Genomic DNA, 17,599 nt, shown 5'->3' on the forward strand with positions numbered 1-17,599 from the left:
CGGGCGTGACCTGCGCGCCGTAGATGTAGCCGACCGAGGCCGCGATGACCGCGCCGACCAGCAGCAGGTCGGCCCATTCGAAACCGAAGCCGTGCCCGCTCTGCTGCGCGCGCAGCACCGAGAACACCACCACCAGCAGGCTGCCCGCGACGGCGCAGAGCCAGAAGCCCAGCCGCGCGCGCTGGTGCAGCACCCAGGCCGCGACCGCGGCCGTGACCAGCGGCAGCAGCGCCGTCACCACCGCCGCGTGGCTGGCCGTGACCACGCGCAGCGCGTAGCCCAGCAGCAGCGGGTAGCCGACGGCGTTGCCCAGCACCGCCATGCCCAGCGGCTTCCACTGGTGCGCCGCTGGGCGCGGCGAGCGCGTCACCAGCAAGAAGATGGCCGACAGCACGCCCGCCAGCGCCGCGCGCCCGAGCGTGACGAACCACGGTGACAGCTGAGGCGCTTCTTGCGTGCCGGTGGCCAGCCGCGTCATCGGCAGCGTGACCGCAAACAGCGCGACGCCCACCACGCCGAGCCACATGCCGAGCGTTTCGTCCTTGATCTTCATATGCATGACTCCAAGGAAAGCAATGCCGCTGAAAAAGGGCCGTGTTCCATCGCGGAATACCGCGGAACCGGCTTTGCCGGGCCGCAGGTGTTGCCCCCGGCGAGGGGGTTGGCGAAGCGACACGAAGTGCGCGAAGCCTGGGGGTGAGCCGATCTCATACGCTCACCATCCACCAGGCCGTGAGCACGAGGATCAGGCCCATCGCGCGGTTGAACCACAGCAGGCGCGTGCCCTTGGCCAGCCACTCGCGCAGCAGCGCGCCGACCAGCGCATAGGCGAAGTTGCTCGCGAAGGCATAGGTCAGCATCACGGGCGCGACGATGGCGAAGCGCGCGAGCGCGTCGGGCTGGCCGGCGATCCAGCCGGCCACCAGCGTGAGCGCCAGCAACCAGGCCTTGATGTTCACGAACTGCAACATCACGCCCTGCGTGAAGCCGACCGAGAGGCTGGCGTTGTCGGCCTTGCCGAGCTTCGCGCTGCCGCTGAGCTTGTAAGCCAGCCACAGCAGGTAGGCGATGCCCAAGCCCTTGATCGCCAGGCGCAGCGGCGGCATCGCCACCACCAGCGCGCCGAGGCCGGCCGCGCAGATCGCGAGCAGCAAGGTCCAGCCGACCGGCACCGCGACCACGAAGCGCATCGCGCGCGGCAGGCCGCCGTTGGCCGCCAGGGCGGTGGAGAGCGTGGTGTTGGGTCCGGGCGAGAAGCTCATCGCCGTGGCCAGCACCAGCAGCGCGGTGAATTCTTGCCAGTTCATGTCACAGACTCTAAACTTTGGACCATTACAGTTCCAATACAGATGATCGAACAAATATGAAATCTGTATTGGTCATTCCTTCGACACACACCGCAGTCTTTGTGCGATGCAGACCGACCCGATGCTGACCCGAACCTCCACCCAGTCCCTGACCGGGCAGCTGGCCGACCGCCTTGCCGAGCGCATCCGCAACCGGCTGCTGGCACCCGGTGCGCGGCTGCCGTCGGTGCGCGAATGCGCGCGCCAGCAGGGCGTGAGCCCGTACACGGTGGTCGCCGCCTACGACCAGCTGCTCGCACAAGGCCTCGTCGAGGCGCGCCGCCAACGCGGCTTCTACGTGCGCGACGCGGCGCCCGTGCCCGAGAGTTCGCGCAACCCCGCGCATGCCGCGCCCGAGGTCCCGCCGATGATGGCGTCGCGTGTACCGGCCGACGCCAGCTCGCTGATCCGCAGCATGTTCCACCGCCCGAGCGACAAGCCGCAGCCGGGCATGGGCGTGTTCCCGCCCGACTGGATGGCCTCGACCTTCCTGGCGACCGCGGTGCGCCGCGTGACGACCACGTCGGCGCTGCAGGAACTGTCGCTTCAATACGGCGAGCCTTCGGGCGACCTGGCGCTGCGCCGCAGCCTGTCGCAGAAGCTGGTGCGCATCAACGTGCCGGCCGGGCCGGACCAGATCGTGACCACCATCGGCGCCACGCACGCACTCGACGTCGTGAGCCGCACGCTGCTGCGCGCGGGCGATCCCGTGATGGTCGAGGAGCCCGGCTGGGCGCTGGAGTTCGCGCGGCTCGAGGCACTGGGCATGCGCATCCTGCCCGTGCCGCGCCGCGCCGACGGGCCCGACCTCGATGTGATGGCGCAGTACTGCAAGCTGCACAGCCCCAAGCTCTTCGTCAGTGTGAGCGTGCTGCACAACCCGACCGGCTACAGCCTCACGCCGGGCAGCGCGCACCGCGTGCTCAAGCTGGCCAACGAGCACGACTTCCACATCGTCGAGGACGACACCTACAGCCACCTCGCGCCCGAACACGCCACGCGGCTCAGCGCGCTCGACGGGCTGCAGCGCACCATCTACGTCAGCGGGTTCGCGAAGATCCTGGCGCCCAACTGGCGCATCGGCTTCCTGGCTGCCTCGCCCGCGCTGAAAGAACGGCTGCTCGAGACCAAGCTGCTGGCCACGCTGACCACGCCCACGCTGTTCGAGCGGGCGCTGTCGTGGTGCATCGACCAGGGCCAGCTGCGGCGCCATTCGGAGCGCGTGCGCATCCGGCTCGACGGCGCGCGCGGCCGCGCCGTGAAGCTCGCCATGTCGCACGGCTGCACCTTCGCCTCGGAGCCCGCCGGGCTGTTCGGCTGGGTCGACACGGGCGTCGACACCGACGCGCTCACGCAACGCATGCTCGACCAGGGCTACCTGCTCGCGCCGGGCTCGCTGTTCCATGCGCGGCGCCCGCCGAGCACGATGATGCGGATCAACTTCGCGACCTCGCAGGACGCGGCGTTCTGGAAGGTTTTCAGCCGGGTCAGGGACCAGCTCTGATTCGCTCGCGAAGGGCTTGGAGTAAGCTGCCAGCACAAGAAAACCCAGCCAGGAGACCTCCCGCATGAGCAACGCCAGCAAACCCTTCGACTTCAGCCAGTTCGTCCCCGGATTCGACTTCCTGAAGAACCTCGCCGGCGGTGCCGCAGCGGGCTCCGGGTCGGTGCCCGGCATCCCCAGTCTCGCCAGCTGGGTCGCGCCCACCATGAGCGTCGAAGAGGTCGACAAGCGCATCCAGGAACTGAAGACGGTCCAGTACTGGCTCGAACAGAACGGCCACGCGCTCAAGGCGACCATCCAGGCGCTCGAGGTGCAGAAGATGACGCTGTCGACCCTGCGCGGCATGAACGTGCGGATGGAAGACATCGCCAGCGCGTTCACCCAGCAGGCTGCGGCCATGGCGCCCGCGCCGGCCCCCGCCGCTGCGGCCCCGGCACCCCGGCCTGAGCCGGAAGCCGTCGAGGAAGAAGAGGAAGAGTTCGACGAGGCCGAGGAAGACGAAGCAGAAGAAGAAACCCCGGCGCCGAAGAAGAAGTCGCGCGCCAGGTCCGCATCGTCCAACGGTGCCGCCGGCGGGGTCGACCCGATGCAATGGTGGGGCTCGCTCACCGAACAGTTTCAGCAGATCGCGAGCACGGCGCTGCAGGACGCAGCGCAGCTCAAGGTGCCGGCCATGGCGCAGCCGCTGGCCGACGCCGTGGAGCAGGTCATCGGCAAGGTGACGGCGGCGCGCAAGCCGGCCGCCAAGACCACCGCCGCGAAGAAGGCCACTGCCAAGAAAGCCGCGCCGGCACCCGCCGCGCGCAAGAAAACCACGTCCGCCGCCGCGCGCAAGCGAACCTCCGGCCGGCGCTGACGTCTTACAGCCACCTCTTCAGACGACGACGCACGGGTCGGTACGCACCATGAAACTGTTTCCCACCGGCCATGCCACCCACCCGCAATGGCGCATGGCCGCCGGCCTCGTGCTGGCCCAATTGCGCGCGCAGATGGCGCTGCCCGACTACGCGTCGAACCCGACGCTCGGGCTGCTCTACATCACCGACCACTACGCGAGCGAGGCGCAGGAGATCCTCGATCACCTGAGCGCCGAACTGCCGGAGGTGACCGACTGGTCGGGCACCGTCGGCATCGGTGTGTCGGCCAACAACGCCGAGTACTTCGACGAGCCCGGCCTGAGCCTGATGCTGTGCGCGCTGCCGAGCGACCAGTACCGCGTGTTCTCGGGCGTGGCGCCGCTGGGCAGCTCTGAAATGAGCGGCTTCGAGGCGCACACCGCGCTCGTGCACGCCGACCCGGCCACGCCCGACCTGGGCGAGCTCATCGGCGAGATGGCCGGCCGCACCGACACCGGCTACCTGTTCGGCGGACTCTCGTCCGGCCGCGGCGGGGCGCTGCAGTTCGCGGTCGGCGGCAACGGCAACATCCGCGGCCACGGTGCGGCGGGCGGTGTGTTCTCGGGCGGCCTGTCGGGCGTGGTGTTCGGCGAAGGCGTGCGGCTGGTGTCGCGCGTCACGCAGGGCTGCCAGCCGCTGCGCACGGGCGGCGCGCGCGAGCGCGAGATCACCGAGGCCGACGGCAACCTGCTGCTGTCGCTCGACGGCGAGCCGGCGCTCGACGTGCTGCTGGCCGACCTGCAGGTGTCGCTCGACCGCCCGCAGGAAGCCATCGACGCCGTGCGCAACACGCTGGTCGGCCTGGCCGACGCGGGCAGCGACGGCCTGCGCCGCACCGGCGACCTGGGCGCCGACGTGCTGGTGCGTCACATCATCGGCCTCGATCCGACGCGGCGCGGCATCGCGATTGCCGACAACGCCGAAGCCGGCATGCGGCTGAGTTTCTGCCGCCGCAACGCGCAGGCGGCACGCGCCGACCTGATGCGCATCTGCGCCGAGATCCGCGAAGAGCTCGAGCCCGAAGAACAGACGCTGGCCACCGCGCGCGCCGTGGCGGCCGGTGAAGCCGAAGCCGCGCCGCATCCCGCGCGGCGCATCGCGGGCGCGGTGTACGTGAGCTGCTCGGGTCGCGGTGGCCCGCACTTCGGCGCGCCGGGCGCCGAGCTGCAGATCGTGCGGCATGCGCTGGGCGACGTGCCGCTGGTCGGCTTCTTCGCCGCCGGCGAAATCGCGCGCCACCACCTGTACGGCTACACCGGCGTGCTGACGGTGTTCACGGCGCCGGACTGACGGGAAAAAACGACGCGGCGCCTGCGCGCTGTTTTCGCGGGCGGTTCGCGTCGCTAGAATCCGCCCGCTTTCTTGAATCTCTGCTGCTGCAAGAAAGAGTGATCCGCGCGCCCCGAAGCACGCGGTCGATCTCTTTCGCCCCGCCACGCGATGTGTCCGGGGCCCGGAAACCGACACGGTTTCCACGAATGGAATTGCAGCCATGGGCAGCCCCACACACAGTCATTTCTCGAGACTCCAGCGTGCCTTTTCGCGCGCGAACATCGCCGTCGATTACCGCGACGGCATCTATCACCTGCGCAACGAGGCCGCGCAGGCGACCGTTCTTCTGCCGCACAGCCTGCCGCTGGAAGAAAAAGCCGTGAACCAGTTGCTGGCTTTTGCCAGCGTGCGCTCGCCCGACGGTGCGCACGGCGTGTGCAAGGCCTGCGCGACGCCGGACTTTCATCCGGGTTCGGTCGCGCCGGTGGGCAGCGTCGTCGCCACCGATGGCGACTTCGTGATCCCCGCCGCGGTCGGCACCGACATCAACTGCGGCATGCGTCTGCTGACCACCGGCCTCACGCTGGACCAGGTGGCGCCGCACAAGACGCAGCTGCTCGCGCGGCTCACACGCAGCCTGCTCGACAACGGGCGCGACGTGCCGGTGCACACGGCAGCGTTTCGCGCGCTGTTCGACGAAGGGCCGGCGGCGTTTCTGGACGCCGTGCGCGGCGACGGACTCTGGGCGGCGTGCGACCGCGACCGGCTGCAGGCCGAGATCGGCGCGTGCATTGGCCTCGCGAGCTTCGGCGGGCAGTCGCGGCACGCACCGTCGGCCTACACCGGCGCGCGCCACGAGGTGTTCCGCGATCCGTGCCTGGGCACGCCGGGCAGCGGCAACCACTTCGTCGAGCTGCAGGTGGTCGACGAGGTGATGGACCGGCATGCGGCGTACCGCGCGGGGCTCAAGGCCGGCGAGGTCGTCGTGATGATCCACAGTGGCTCGCGCGACATCGGGTTCCATGTCGGAGGCCGCTGGATGGACCGCGCGCGGGCCGAGTGGCCGCAGGGCCTGCGCCATCCGAAGAGCGGGCTGTACGGGCTGGCCGGGCCGCTGGCGCAGGAGTACCTCGAAGCCATGGGCGTGGCCGCGCGTTATGCGTGGGCCAACCGGGTCGTGCTGGCCGAGCTGGTGCGCAAGGACTTCGCCGAACTGCTGGGCGCCACGGCATCGACGCTGGTGGTCGATGTGCCGCACAACGTGGTGCTGCGCGAGCACGGCATGAACATCCATCGCAAGGGCGCGACGCCGGCGCACGCGGGCGACCTCGCGCTGATTCCTGGGTCGATGGGCGATCACTCGTACCTCGCGACCGGGCTGGGCCACGAAGACTGGCTGTGGTCGTGCAGCCATGGCGCCGGTCGGCGCATGCGGCGGCAGGAGGTGCGCGCGATGCGGCCCGCACCTGATGATGCGGACGCCAGCTGGCAGTGCGTGACGCTGCGTGAAGAGCGCCGCATCGAAGAGGCGCCGCAGGCTTACAAGCCGATCGGCGCGGTGATCGATGCGCAGGAAAGCGCGGGGCTCATTCGCTGCGCCGTGCGGCTCAAGCCCTGGGTCACGTTCAAGGCGTGACCCGAGGGTGCGTGCCGTGTCAGCCCAGTGCGGGCTGCACGGCGCGCGGCGCGGGCGCCGGCATGCCGGCGAACGCGAAATCGACCTCGGGTGCGAGACCGCTCACGATGCGCGCGATCGACTTGCCCGAGCCGCAGGCGTGCGTCCAGCCGAGCGTGCCGTGGCCCGTGTTGAGGAACAGGTTCGGCAACTTGGTCTTGCCGATCAGCGGCACATTGCTCGGCGTGGCCGGGCGCAGGCCGGTCCAGAACTGCGCCCGCTCGGTGTCGCCGGCGCCGGGGAAGAGTTCTTCGACGCGCCGTACGATGGCTTCGCAGCGCACGCGGTTCAGGTCGCGGTCGTAGCCGTTGAGTTCGGCCGTGCCGGCGATGCGCAGGCGGTCGCCCGACTCCGACGTGTAGCGCGAGAACACCAGCTTGTATTCGTCGTCGGTCAGCGAGACCTGGTGCGCCTTCGATGCGTCCTTTACGGGCAGCGTCACCGAGTAGCCCTTGGCCGGATAGATCGGCAGGCGGATGCCCAGCGGCGCCGCGTACAGCGGGCTCAGCGAACCCATCGCCAGCACGAAGGCGTCGCCGCGGATGCGCTGGAAGCGGCCTTCGTTGTCGGTGGCCTCGATGTGGTCGATGCTGCCGCCGGCTTCGCGCAGCGCGGTCACGGTGTGACTCATGAGGAACTTCACGCCGGCCGCTTCGGCCAGCTTCACGAGCTCGCGCGCGAAGCGGTTGGCATCGCCCGACTCGTCTTCGGCGGTGTACGTGGCACCGGCGAGCTGCGGGCGGATGTGGGCGAGGGCGGGTTCGATCCGGATGGCCTCGTCGGCCGAGATGACCAGCCGCTCGCAGCCCAGGGCGCGCATCTGCTCGGAGGGCTTGAGGGCGCCGTCGAATTCTTTTTGCGTTGTATAGAAGTGCAGGATGCCTTGCGTGCGCTGGTCATAGCTCAGGCCGGTGTCTCGACGCAATTGCTGCAACATTTCCCGGCTGTATGTACCGAGACGAACGATCTGTTCGATGTTGTGGCGGGTGCGCGCGGGGGTGCATTCGCGCAAAAACTGCAGGCCCCAGAGCCATTGGCGCATGTCGGCGCGGATGCGGAACAGCAGCGGCGCATCTTCCTTGCCGAGCCATTGCAGCACCTTCAGCGGCGCGCTCGGATTGGCCCACGGTTCGGCATGGCTGACCGAGATCTGGCCGCCGTTGGCGAAGCTGGTTTCGGCGGCCGGGGTGGCCTGCCGATCGATCACGGTCACCTCGTGACCGAGTTGCTGGAGGTAGTAGGCCGAAGTCACGCCGAGCAGGCCGGCGCCAAGAACGATCACACGCATTGCAAGTACCTTTGAGGTTGCAGCGCTTGAACGGCGGGCGTGGAGTGCTATTGAACCAATAGCAAGCAACCGGACGACCGATGTCCAAGTTGCCGCTCCCCCTGTCCTCGGTACCTGAGAGATTCACCCTGCTGCACCCGCAGCGGGTTTGCTCCTTCGGTGCGCCACATGGCGTGGCGGCTCTCCAGACGGCTGTATCGATGAGTGCAGTACTGACCCCTTGCCGATGTTCCTTGTTTGCACTTGGAACTTCGTCGGGCCGACCTGAGCGTTTATGGGAGTTTGCGCCTTCGGTAGGGCCTCTGTGAGGCCCGCTCTCCTGCAATTGTTTGTGATTGTAGGCGGGCCCCGCAAGCCGGCCAAGCCCTGTACATCGGCACTTCACACCGATGGGATAATTGACTGTTAATTTTCCGTAAAGCAAACTTTTTTCTACAGGCGAGGGACTCCATGATCCTGGTTACCGGCGGCGCAGGCTTCATTGGCGCCAATTTCGTGCTCGACTGGATCGCGCAGGGCGACGAGCCTGTCGTTAACCTCGACAAGCTGACCTACGCGGGCAACCTCGAGACCCTCGCATCGCTCAAGGGCAACGCGAACCATGTCTTCGTGCAAGGCGACATCGGTGACAGCGCACTGCTCGATCGCCTGCTGGCCGAACACAAACCGCGCGCAGTCGTGAACTTTGCCGCGGAATCGCACGTCGACCGCTCGATCCACGGCCCCGAAGACTTCGTGCAGACCAACGTGCTCGGCACCTTCCGTCTGCTCGAATCCGTGCGCGGTTACTGGCACGCCCTGCCGGCCGACCAGAAGGCGGCCTTCCGCTTCTTGCATGTGTCGACCGACGAGGTCTACGGCTCGCTTTCCAAGACCGACCCGGCCTTCACCGAAGAGAACAAGTACGAGCCCAACAGCCCGTACTCGGCCAGCAAGGCCGCCAGCGACCACCTCGTGCGCGCCTGGCACCACACCTACGGCCTGCCGGTGGTCACCACCAACTGCTCGAACAACTACGGCCCGTTCCACTTCCCCGAGAAGCTGATCCCGCTGATGATCGTCAACGCACTGGCCGGCAAGAACCTGCCCGTGTACGGCGACGGCATGCAGGTGCGCGACTGGCTCTACGTGAAGGACCACTGCAGCGCCATCCGCCGCGTGCTCGAAGCCGGCCGCCTCGGCGAGACCTACAACGTCGGTGGCTGGAACGAGAAGCCCAACATCGAGATCGTCAACACCGTGTGTGCGCTGCTCGACGAGCTGAGCCCCCGCGCCGACGGCAAGCCGTACAAGGAACAGATCACCTACGTCACGGACCGCCCGGGCCACGACCGCCGCTACGCCATCGACGCACGCAAGCTCGAGGCCGAGCTTGGCTGGAAGCCCGCCGAGACCTTCGACACCGGCATCCGCAAGACCGTCGAGTGGTACCTCGCGAATGGTGAGTGGGTGCGCAACGTGCAAAGCGGCGCGTACCGCGAGTGGGTCGAGAAGCAGTACGACGCCACGACGGCGAAGGCCGGCGCATGAAGCTGCTGCTGCTTGGCAAGGGCGGACAGGTCGGCTGGGAACTGCAGCGCAGCCTCGCGCCGCTCGGCGAACTGGTCGCGCTGGATTTCGACAGCACCGACTTCCACGCCGACTTCAGCCGTCCCGAGCAGCTGGCCGAGACGGTGCTGGCGGTGCGCCCTGACGTCATCGTCAATGCCGCCGCGCACACCGCCGTCGACAAGGCCGAGAGCGAGCCCGACTTCGCGCGCAAGCTCAACGCCACCTCGCCCGGCGTGGTGGCCGAGGCCGCGCAACAGATCGGCGCGCTGATGGTGCATTACTCCACCGACTACGTCTTCGACGGCAGCGGCACCAAGCCCTGGAAAGAAGACGACGCGACCGGCCCGCTCAGCGTGTACGGCCAGACCAAGCTCGAAGGCGAGCAACTGGTGGCACAGCATTGCGCGAAGCACCTGATCTTCCGCACCAGCTGGGTGTATGCGGCACGCGGCGGCAACTTCGCCAAGACCATGCTGCGCCTGGCCAAGGAGCGCGACAAGCTCACGGTGATCGACGACCAGTTCGGCGCCCCGACCGGCGCCGAACTGCTGGCCGACATCACCGCGCACGCCATCCGCGCCACCCTGCAAGACCCGACCAAGGCCGGGCTGTACCACGCCATCGCCGGCGGCGAGACCACGTGGCACGGCTACGCGCGCTTCGTGCTCGAGATGGCGCAGCAGGCTGGTGTCGAACTCAAGGCCGGCCCGCAGGCCGTGGAAGCCGTGCCCACCAGCGCCTTCCCGACGCCCGCGACACGCCCGCACAACTCGCGGCTCGACACCACCAAGCTGCAGACCACCTTCGGCCTGCGCCTGCCGCCCTGGCAGGAAGGCGTGGCGCGCATGCTGCGCGAGACGCTCTGACGACTGACTGATTTTTCCGGCCCCTACAGAAGAAAACCCCCATGACGCAACGCAAAGGCATCATCCTCGCCGGTGGCTCCGGCACCCGCCTGCACCCGGCCACGCTCGCCATGAGCAAGCAGCTGCTGCCGGTGTACGACAAGCCGATGATCTATTACCCGCTGAGCACGCTGATGCTCGGCGGCATGCGCGACATCCTGATCATCAGCACGCCGCAGGACACACCGCGCTTCCAGCAACTGTTGGGAGACGGCAGCCAGTGGGGCATGAACCTGCAGTACGCGGTGCAGCCGAGTCCCGATGGCCTGGCGCAGGCTTTCATCATCGGCGAGAAGTTCGTGGGCAATTCGCCGAGCGCGTTGGTGCTGGGGGACAACATCTTTTATGGGCATGACCTCGTGCATCTGCTGTCGGACGCCGATACCAAGCAGAGCGGCGCGACCGTGTTCGCGTACCACGTGCATGACCCCGAGCGCTACGGCGTGGTGGCTTTCGATGCCAAAGGCAAGGCCAGCAGCATCGAAGAGAAGCCCGTCAAGCCCAAGAGCAGCTACGCGGTGACCGGTCTGTATTTCTACGACAACCAGGTCGTCGACATCGCCAAGGCCGTGAAACCCAGTGCGCGCGGCGAACTGGAGATCACCGCGGTCAATCAGGCGTATCTGGACCGTGATCAGCTGAACGTGCAGATCATGCAGCGCGGCTATGCATGGCTCGATACGGGCACGCATGAGAGCCTGCTCGAAGCGGGGCAGTTCATTGCGACGCTGGAGCACCGGCAAGGGTTGAAGATCGCTTGCCCGGAGGAAATCGCGTGGCGACAAGGGTTCATCGACAAGGAACAACTGGCGCGACTGGCCTTGCCATTGCAGAAGAATGCTTACGGCAAGTACCTCAATCGGCTGCTTGCCGAAGAGCACTCATTCTGAATAACTGACACACAACAATTTCTTCGGTAGCACAAGCCATGCATGAATCAACTCAAACCCTGACGGGTCAAAAATACCTCGTAACCGGCGCAGGCGGGTTCATCGGCAGCCATCTTGTCGAGGCGCTGGTGCGCGCCGGCGCAGACGTCACTGCCATGGTTCGTTATGGTTCCGCATCGAGCTGGGGCAACCTGGAATTCGCGCCTGATGATGTGAAGGGTCAATTCCGTGTCGTGGCGGGCAACATCGACGACGGTGATTTCGTCATGCACGCCATGCAAGGCATTGACGTCGTCTGCCATCTGGCAGCCTTGATCGCCATTCCGTATTCGTACGTTGCGCCGCGCAGCTATGTGCGCACCAACGTCGAGGGAACGCTCAACGTCGTGGAGGCCGCGCGCCGGCTGTCGGTTCGTCGCGTCGTCCACACGAGCACCTCGGAGGTGTACGGCACCGCGGTGCGCGTTCCGATCGACGAAGAACATCCGCTGCAAGGGCAGTCGCCTTACTCGGCCTCGAAGATCGGGGCGGACAAGATTGCCGAGAGCTACTACCGCTCGTTCGATACTGGTGTCGTGACCTTGCGCCCGTTCAACACCTTCGGCCCGCGCCAGTCGGCCAGGGCGTTCATTCCGACGATCATCTCGCAGGCCCTGACGCAGGACGTGATCAAGCTCGGGTCGCTGACACCCGAGCGCGACATGACCTTCGTGACGGACACGGTCGCCGGTTTCGTCGCTGCTTCGGTGACGCCCGGCATCGAGGGGCAGACCATCAACCTGGGAACCGGTTCGACCTACACGATCGGCCACTTTGCCGAGCGCATCCTCAAGTTGATGGGCGTGGAAAAAGAGATCGTTGCGGACACCGCGCGCATGCGCCCCGACAAGAGCGAGGTCTTGAAGCTCGTCTCCGACAACGCACTGGCCGCGAAGTTGATGGGATGGTCGCCGCAAGTTGATCTGGATGAGGGATTGCGCCAGAGCATCGAATTCATCCGGCGCAACATCCACCTGTACCGCCCCGCGGTCTACACCGTCTAAGGGAGCACGCATCATGAAAGCAGTCGTCATGGCCGGCGGCAAGGGCACTCGCCTTCAGCCGTTCACCGCCTCGTTTCCCAAGCCGCTCATGCCCCTGGGGGACATGCCCGTGCTGGAGCTCCTGCTGCGGCAGCTTCGCCGTGCCGGCGTCGAGGAAGTCTTCCTTGCGGTCAACCATTTGCATCACCTGATCCGCGCGTTTTGCGGCGACGGTTCGCGATTCGGGCTGAAGATCGACTACAGCCTCGAGGACAGCCCTCTGGGCACGGCCGGCCCGCTTGGCGCACTGATCGACAAGGTCGGCGAGAACTTCATCGTCACCAACGGCGATCTGCTCACCACTTTCGACATCGGCCAACTGATCCGCACGCATGCCGAGCGGCAGTCGGATGCCACGATCTGCGTCTATGAAAGAGAGGTCAAGATCGATTTCGGGCTCATCCAGGTCGATGCGGAAATGAATCTCCAGGGCTACCTCGAGAAGCCCATGAGCAAGCACCTGGTCAGCATGGGCCTTTACATGCTCAATCGCGATGCGGTGAAGCCGCATGTCAGCGAGGGCGTTCACCTGGACATGCCGGACCTGTTGCTCAAGCTGAGCGCGGCCGGCAAGAAGGTGCGCTGCCATCAACAGCCCGAGAGCTTCTGGCTCGACATCGGTAGGCCGGATGACTATTCGACGGCGCAGAAGATGTTCGACGAGAGTCGCGAGCTTTTCCTGCCCGAGTAGCCCATGCGTGTGCTTGTCACCGGTGCCAGCGGATTCGTCGGGCGGGCGGTGCTTGAAGAACTGCGGGCGCGTGGCCTTGAAACCTTCGCCGTCAGCAGAACCGAACGGCCTGCTGTCGCAGGCGAAGCAAGGCGCGTGCTTTCCGATCCTGCCGATACGGCCGAGGTCCGCGATCTGCTCTCATCCATAGAGCCACAGTTCGTCGTGCATCTGGCGGGTGTTTCCTCCGCCCCCTCTTACAGCGAGCTCTACGAGGCCAATGTCGTCTTCGCGGCCAATCTGCTGGATGCCGCGCTCGCCATGTCGCGCAAGCCGCGCGTGCTCCTGGCGGGCAGCGCAGCCGAGTACGGGGCAGTGCCCGCCGCTCAGCAGCCCGTGCGCGAGGATGTGGCGTGCCGTCCCAACACGGCGTACGGTGCAAGCAAGCTGGCCCAGACGAGCCATGCCTTCGTCGCCGCTTCGCGCGGGCTGCCCGTGGTGGTGGCCCGACTGTTCAACCCCATCGGGCCTGGCATGCCGAAGTCTCTGGCCCTGGGAAGCTTTGCGCACCAGATCGCGTGCATGGGCGCGCGTGGCGGTGTGCTGGCAACCGGCGATCTCGATGTCGTGCGCGACTTCATGGATGTCCGGATCGCTGCGAAGCTTCTCGTCGATCTGTCCCTGGTGAGCGACACCTCTGCGCAGGTGGTGAACATCTGCAGCGGCGACGGACAACGTCTGCTTGACCTGACCCAGCGCTTGATCGCTGTCTCCGGCGTGCCGGTCGAGTTGCAGCACGATGAATCGCGACGCGGCAACAGCGATGTCAGGGCTTTTGTCGGCGATCCGTCCAGGCTGAAGGCACTGGGGCTTCACGCCGGGCCCTCCGACATGGACTCGGTTCTCGACGCGATCCTGCGCAGCGCGCGCGAAGAGATCTCCGCAACTTAGACCGAGGGCGTGCAAGGGACGTGTTCGGCCCGATGCCGGACAGCCTTTCGTTTTCTACTGGCAAACAACAAAAATGATCTGCAACGCGTGTTCCGGTACCAGCTTCAAGCCGTTCGCCATCCGGGCGGATGGCATGGAAATCAAGCGATGCAGCTATTGCGGCCTGGGTGTGATCGCCAACCTGCCTGAGAGCACGCAGGCGTACTACGACGACAACTACTACGTGAACGGCACGAGCAGCGGCTATGCGGACTACAACTTCATGGCCGAGCACGGACTGGGTTGGGCGGCTGCGCTGGTTCGGCTTCTGGCCGACCACGGAAAGATTCTCGACATAGGCTGCGCGGACGGCTACTTGCTGGACAAGTTCACAAGCGCTTTCGACAAATCCGGCATCGAAGTCAACGCCAAGGCCGCCGGGCAGGCGCGGGACAAGGGCATCCAGCTTCTTGGCAACGACCTGCTGGATTCGCAGCTGGTGCATGACCATCGCGCCGGGTTCGACGTGGTGACCGCGATCGCGGTCTTCGAGCATCTGCTCGATTTTCGCGGTGGATTCCACGCAGCCATCGAACTGCTGAAAGACGACGGGTTCCTGCTGTTCGAGGTACCTGTCATGTCGGCCGAGGCCAGCAACGCGGCATGGCTGAACAGTTCGCTGGAGCACATCTACTATCCGACCGAGGGGGCGATCCGCCACATCGTCGAAACGGAGCTCGGTGCTCATCTGATCGGTGCGGAAGTTCTCATCAAGGACTACGCTTCGACCTATGTCGGCATCGTCACGAAGAACGAACGCCAGGCTGCACGCGTCAAGGAAGTTTTTGAACGCGTGATGAGCGCCGACTTCGATGGCGCGACGGCCGAGGAAACCAAGGCCCTGACGCACCTGTACCTTCTGCATGCGGGCCAGGCGACCGAAGCCTCGGTGCGATCGCTCACGCGACTGGACGGCAGCGAGTTCACGCCGCCGCTGGTTGCGCGCATCGCCCAGCTCTGGTCGTTCGACCTGAAGCGGCTGCAATCCGGTGCCTGGCAACCGGTGAGTTTCGGGGCCGCGGGCCGCGAGGTCCAACGCCTGAAGGGCGAAGTCGAAGTGATCCTCGCCGATGCGCGTCTCAATGCGGCGCAGGCCACCGAGGCCATCAACTTCGAGATCAGGCGGGCCGCGGAGCGTGAGGGAGAAGCGGCGGCGCTTCGCAGGAAACTCGCCGAGGAGGCCGCGAAGACCGCCGCCATGGAACATCGGGCGCTGGAGGCTGCAGGTCGGCTGGAGGCCATGCAACAAACCATCGCATGGCGGGCCACGACGCCCATGCGTCGCTGGGCGACGAACAATCCCCGCGCGGCACGACGGGCAAAGCAAGTCGCAAAGCTGGCGTGGTGGACGCTTCGGGGTCGCATCTTCGATCACCTGCGGGAATTCAGGCGCCGGCGCGCGCTGGCCGGAGGCGGCGCCAGGAATCTGGAGGCCGCAAGGCGCACTGCGGCGGCGGTCCGTCTCCTCGCGCCGGCAGGCGTGGTGCCGGATGCCGTGAAACCGCCGAGCGGAGCGGACTGGCCATTGGATCGGCCGCTCGTCAGCATCGTGATTCCTTGCTTCAACTACGGCCATCTCGTGGGCGAGGCGATCCGCTCGGTCGAGGCGCAGACCTTCACCGACATCGAGATCATCGTGGTGGAGGGGGGCTCGAGTTCCCCCGAATCCCGCCAGCGCTTGATCGACGCCGTCTCCACGGCATCGCCCAAACTGCGGCTGCTGCTGCAGGACCAACCGTACCGTGCCGGCGCCAACCGCAACTTCGGCATCAGCCACGCCAGGGGCAAATACATCTGCTGCCTGGATGCCGATGACCGCATCGCGCCGACTTACATCGAGAAGGCTGTCTTCATGCTGGAGCACTCCGGCTACGGGGTGGTCTCGCCGGGGCTGCAATTTTTCGGCGACAGATCAGATGTTTGGACGCCGCACGAACGCCCGACCCTGGACATGCTGCTCGATGGCAACAATGCGCTCACTTGTGCCGTGTACAGCAAAGAGTTCTGGCGCAAGGCCGGCGGCTACCGGGACACGGACCCGACCACCGGCCATGTCCACGAGGACTGGTTGTTCTGGGTGCGCCTGGCGGCGCTCGGCGCGCGCTTCATCGGCATTCGCGAGCCGCTTTTCCACTATCGCAGCCATGGCAACACGCTGAGCAATAGAAGCGACGTGCTCGACAACGAAATCCAGAAGCTGCTGGTCCGCCGCTTCAACGACGACGTGCTGACGGAAGACGCGCTCCAGTCCGTGAGATCGGCAAGCGCTTCCCCACCGGTCCGTCCGCCGCAGTCATTTGCGGCCCGGCGAGATTTCCATGTTCAGGCGGCCACCGGCCCCACACTGTTGATTGCCTTGCCGTTTCTGGTTCTGGGCGGCGCCGAGCGTTTGTTGAGCGCCATCGTTGCGCAATTGGTGCGAAATGGGTGGCGCGTGGTGATCGTGACCACCGTGCCCGTGGGGCAAACCCACGGCGACACCACCTCCTGGTTCGAATCGGCAACGCCGGAAATATTCCATTTGCCGCGGTTTCTCGAAGCCGAATACTGGCGGGACTTTCTCGATCACCTGCTGCAATCCAGGGATGTCCAGATTCTCTGGGTGATCGGCAGTGCGTTTGCGTATGACTGCCTGCCCGCATGGAAGCTCAGGTATCCGCGCCTTGCCGTGGCCGACTTGCTTTTCAATACGGTGGGCCATACAGCCAACAACCGGCGGTATGCCGACTGCATCGACCTGACCTTCATTGAAAATACCGAAGTCCGGGAATGGTTGATCGCCGCAGGCGAATCGCCGGAGCGCATCAGCCTGGTGGAAAGCGGTGTCGATCTCGATCAAAACGCGCCGGCAGCCCCAGGGCAACTGTCCGTGATGGCCGGTGATATTCCTGAAGATGCGACAGTCGTCGGATTCTTTGGCCGTTGGTCCGAAGAAAAAGACCCTCTGGGCTTCGTCGAAATAGCAAAGCGAATTCCCAACGAATCGAACGTGGTGTTCCTGATGACCGGTACCGGGTCTCTCGAGCCAGAACTCAGGTTGGCCATTGCAGCGGCCAATTTTCCGCCGGGAAGATTCCTGTTGAAAGGGTCCGTACCGGATCTCAAGCCTTACCTCCAGGCGTGCGACATCCTGTGCCTGCCGTCACGGCTTGACGGGCGGCCGAACATCATCATGGAAGCATTGGCCAGCGGCGCGGCGGTGATCGCGTCCAGGGTGGGGGCGCTGCCGGACATGATCGAAGAAGGGCGGCAAGGCTATCTGTGCGCGCCCGGTGCGTACGATGAATTCGCTCGCAGGATTGAAGAGCTTGCGTCGGACAAGCAGAAGCTCCAAAACTTTCAATTGGCAGCCAGAGCCTTTGCGGAGAGTCGTTTCGACATTCAGGCAATGCTCCGGCAATATGAGGGCGAGCTGCGGCGCTTGATTGGACGGGGGTGAACCAGTCCAGCCAACTCCGCGCAATACCTGCGGGTGATCGCCGAAGCCTGCACCGTTGTTTTCCCGATCTCCTTGCATCGATACGCAGGCA

At 65.9% G+C, this 17,599-nt stretch carries 14 protein-coding genes and 2 riboswitches; of the genes, 11 read left to right on the forward strand and 3 right to left on the reverse strand.

Annotated features, from left to right (window positions below; translation table 11 throughout):
* Positions 1-553, reverse strand: a 553-nt coding sequence (locus AAG801_RS04810) for a DMT family transporter (protein WP_341887406.1), incomplete at its 3' end; no start/stop codon positions are given.
* 154 nt (positions 554-707) lie between these two features.
* The gene (locus AAG801_RS04815) at positions 708-1,307 is read right to left on the reverse strand and encodes a LysE family translocator (RefSeq protein WP_101488543.1); all 600 of its coding nucleotides are present in this window, start codon (positions 1,305-1,307) and stop codon (positions 708-710) included.
* A 121-nt stretch (positions 1,308-1,428) separates the two neighbouring features.
* On the opposite strand from AAG801_RS04815, the gene AAG801_RS04820 reads away from it, so the two are divergent.
* The 4 genes from AAG801_RS04820 (at position 1,429) to AAG801_RS04835 (ending at position 6,654) form a co-directional block, all read left to right on the forward strand.
* A complete protein-coding gene (locus tag AAG801_RS04820; protein WP_341887407.1) occupies positions 1,429-2,850 on the forward strand; it encodes a PLP-dependent aminotransferase family protein in 1,422 nt (473 codons plus the stop codon).
* Positions 2,851-2,914: 64 nt separating this feature from the next.
* Positions 2,915-3,706: a PhaM family polyhydroxyalkanoate granule multifunctional regulatory protein gene (locus AAG801_RS04825; RefSeq protein WP_341887408.1), complete on the forward strand. Its 792-nt coding sequence runs from the start codon at positions 2,915-2,917 to the stop codon at positions 3,704-3,706.
* Positions 3,707-3,755: 49 nt separating this feature from the next.
* Positions 3,756-5,036: an FIST C-terminal domain-containing protein gene (locus tag AAG801_RS04830; protein WP_101488545.1), complete on the forward strand. Its 1,281-nt coding sequence runs from the start codon at positions 3,756-3,758 to the stop codon at positions 5,034-5,036.
* A 202-nt stretch (positions 5,037-5,238) separates the two neighbouring features.
* Entirely contained in the window at positions 5,239-6,654 is a 1,416-nt protein-coding gene (locus AAG801_RS04835; RefSeq protein WP_341887409.1) for an RtcB family protein, read from the forward strand.
* 19 nt (positions 6,655-6,673) lie between these two features.
* On the opposite strand, the gene AAG801_RS04840 is transcribed toward AAG801_RS04835, so the two are convergent.
* Positions 6,674-7,981, reverse strand: a complete 1,308-nt coding sequence (locus AAG801_RS04840; RefSeq protein WP_341887410.1) for a D-amino acid dehydrogenase — start codon at positions 7,979-7,981, stop codon at positions 6,674-6,676.
* 91 nt (positions 7,982-8,072) lie between these two features.
* Positions 8,073-8,179, reverse strand: a riboswitch (glycine riboswitch).
* A gap of 44 nt (positions 8,180-8,223) precedes the next feature.
* Positions 8,224-8,313: riboswitch (glycine riboswitch) on the reverse strand.
* 118 nt (positions 8,314-8,431) lie between these two features.
* On the opposite strand from AAG801_RS04840, the gene rfbB reads away from it, so the two are divergent.
* The 7 genes from rfbB to AAG801_RS04875 all read left to right on the forward strand — a co-directional run bounded on the left by rfbB (position 8,432) and on the right by AAG801_RS04875 (position 17,508).
* The gene (gene rfbB, locus AAG801_RS04845; protein ID WP_341887411.1) at positions 8,432-9,511 is read left to right on the forward strand and encodes a dTDP-glucose 4,6-dehydratase; all 1,080 of its coding nucleotides are present in this window, start codon (positions 8,432-8,434) and stop codon (positions 9,509-9,511) included.
* A complete protein-coding gene (gene rfbD, locus AAG801_RS04850) occupies positions 9,508-10,398 on the forward strand; it encodes a dTDP-4-dehydrorhamnose reductase (RefSeq protein ID WP_341887412.1) in 891 nt (296 codons plus the stop codon). Before rfbB ends, rfbD begins: the two co-directional genes overlap by 4 nt.
* A gap of 41 nt (positions 10,399-10,439) precedes the next feature.
* A complete protein-coding gene (rfbA, locus tag AAG801_RS04855; protein ID WP_341887413.1) occupies positions 10,440-11,327 on the forward strand; it encodes a glucose-1-phosphate thymidylyltransferase RfbA in 888 nt (295 codons plus the stop codon).
* 38 nt (positions 11,328-11,365) lie between these two features.
* Positions 11,366-12,370: a GDP-mannose 4,6-dehydratase gene (locus AAG801_RS04860; protein ID WP_341887414.1), complete on the forward strand. Its 1,005-nt coding sequence runs from the start codon at positions 11,366-11,368 to the stop codon at positions 12,368-12,370.
* Between the two features lie 13 nt (positions 12,371-12,383).
* Entirely contained in the window at positions 12,384-13,100 is a 717-nt protein-coding gene (locus AAG801_RS04865; protein WP_099794926.1) for a sugar phosphate nucleotidyltransferase, read from the forward strand.
* A gap of 3 nt (positions 13,101-13,103) precedes the next feature.
* The gene (locus AAG801_RS04870; RefSeq protein ID WP_341887415.1) at positions 13,104-14,030 is read left to right on the forward strand and encodes an NAD-dependent epimerase/dehydratase family protein; all 927 of its coding nucleotides are present in this window, start codon (positions 13,104-13,106) and stop codon (positions 14,028-14,030) included.
* Between the two features lie 73 nt (positions 14,031-14,103).
* Positions 14,104-17,508 (forward strand): glycosyltransferase, encoded by a 3,405-nt coding sequence (locus AAG801_RS04875; RefSeq protein ID WP_341887416.1) that lies wholly within the window; start codon positions 14,104-14,106, stop codon positions 17,506-17,508.
* Positions 17,509-17,599: the final 91 nt, after the last annotated feature.

The sequence above is a fragment of the Variovorax sp. YR752 genome (assembly GCF_943372545.1).

What these genes read in the sequence shown, in the direction of transcription:
- AAG801_RS04825 (WP_341887408.1), top strand. Translation starts at nt 2,915, where the DNA reads ATGAGCAACGCCAGCAAACCCTTCGACTTCAGCCAGTTCGTCCCCGGA.
- AAG801_RS04820 (WP_341887407.1), top strand. Translation starts at nt 1,429, where the DNA reads ATGCTGACCCGAACCTCCACCCAGTCCCTGACCGGGCAGCTGGCCGAC.
- AAG801_RS04835 (WP_341887409.1), top strand. Translation starts at nt 5,239, where the DNA reads ATGGGCAGCCCCACACACAGTCATTTCTCGAGACTCCAGCGTGCCTTT.
- AAG801_RS04840 (WP_341887410.1), bottom strand. Translation starts at nt 7,981, where the DNA reads ATGCGTGTGATCGTTCTTGGCGCCGGCCTGCTCGGCGTGACTTCGGCC.
- AAG801_RS04865 (WP_099794926.1), top strand. Translation starts at nt 12,384, where the DNA reads ATGAAAGCAGTCGTCATGGCCGGCGGCAAGGGCACTCGCCTTCAGCCG.
- rfbA (WP_341887413.1), top strand. Translation starts at nt 10,440, where the DNA reads ATGACGCAACGCAAAGGCATCATCCTCGCCGGTGGCTCCGGCACCCGC.
- rfbB (WP_341887411.1), top strand. Translation starts at nt 8,432, where the DNA reads ATGATCCTGGTTACCGGCGGCGCAGGCTTCATTGGCGCCAATTTCGTG.
- rfbD (WP_341887412.1), top strand. Translation starts at nt 9,508, where the DNA reads ATGAAGCTGCTGCTGCTTGGCAAGGGCGGACAGGTCGGCTGGGAACTG.
- AAG801_RS04815 (WP_101488543.1), bottom strand. Translation starts at nt 1,307, where the DNA reads ATGAACTGGCAAGAATTCACCGCGCTGCTGGTGCTGGCCACGGCGATG.
- AAG801_RS04870 (WP_341887415.1), top strand. Translation starts at nt 13,104, where the DNA reads ATGCGTGTGCTTGTCACCGGTGCCAGCGGATTCGTCGGGCGGGCGGTG.
- AAG801_RS04875 (WP_341887416.1), top strand. Translation starts at nt 14,104, where the DNA reads ATGATCTGCAACGCGTGTTCCGGTACCAGCTTCAAGCCGTTCGCCATC.
- AAG801_RS04830 (WP_101488545.1), top strand. Translation starts at nt 3,756, where the DNA reads ATGAAACTGTTTCCCACCGGCCATGCCACCCACCCGCAATGGCGCATG.
- AAG801_RS04860 (WP_341887414.1), top strand. Translation starts at nt 11,366, where the DNA reads ATGCATGAATCAACTCAAACCCTGACGGGTCAAAAATACCTCGTAACC.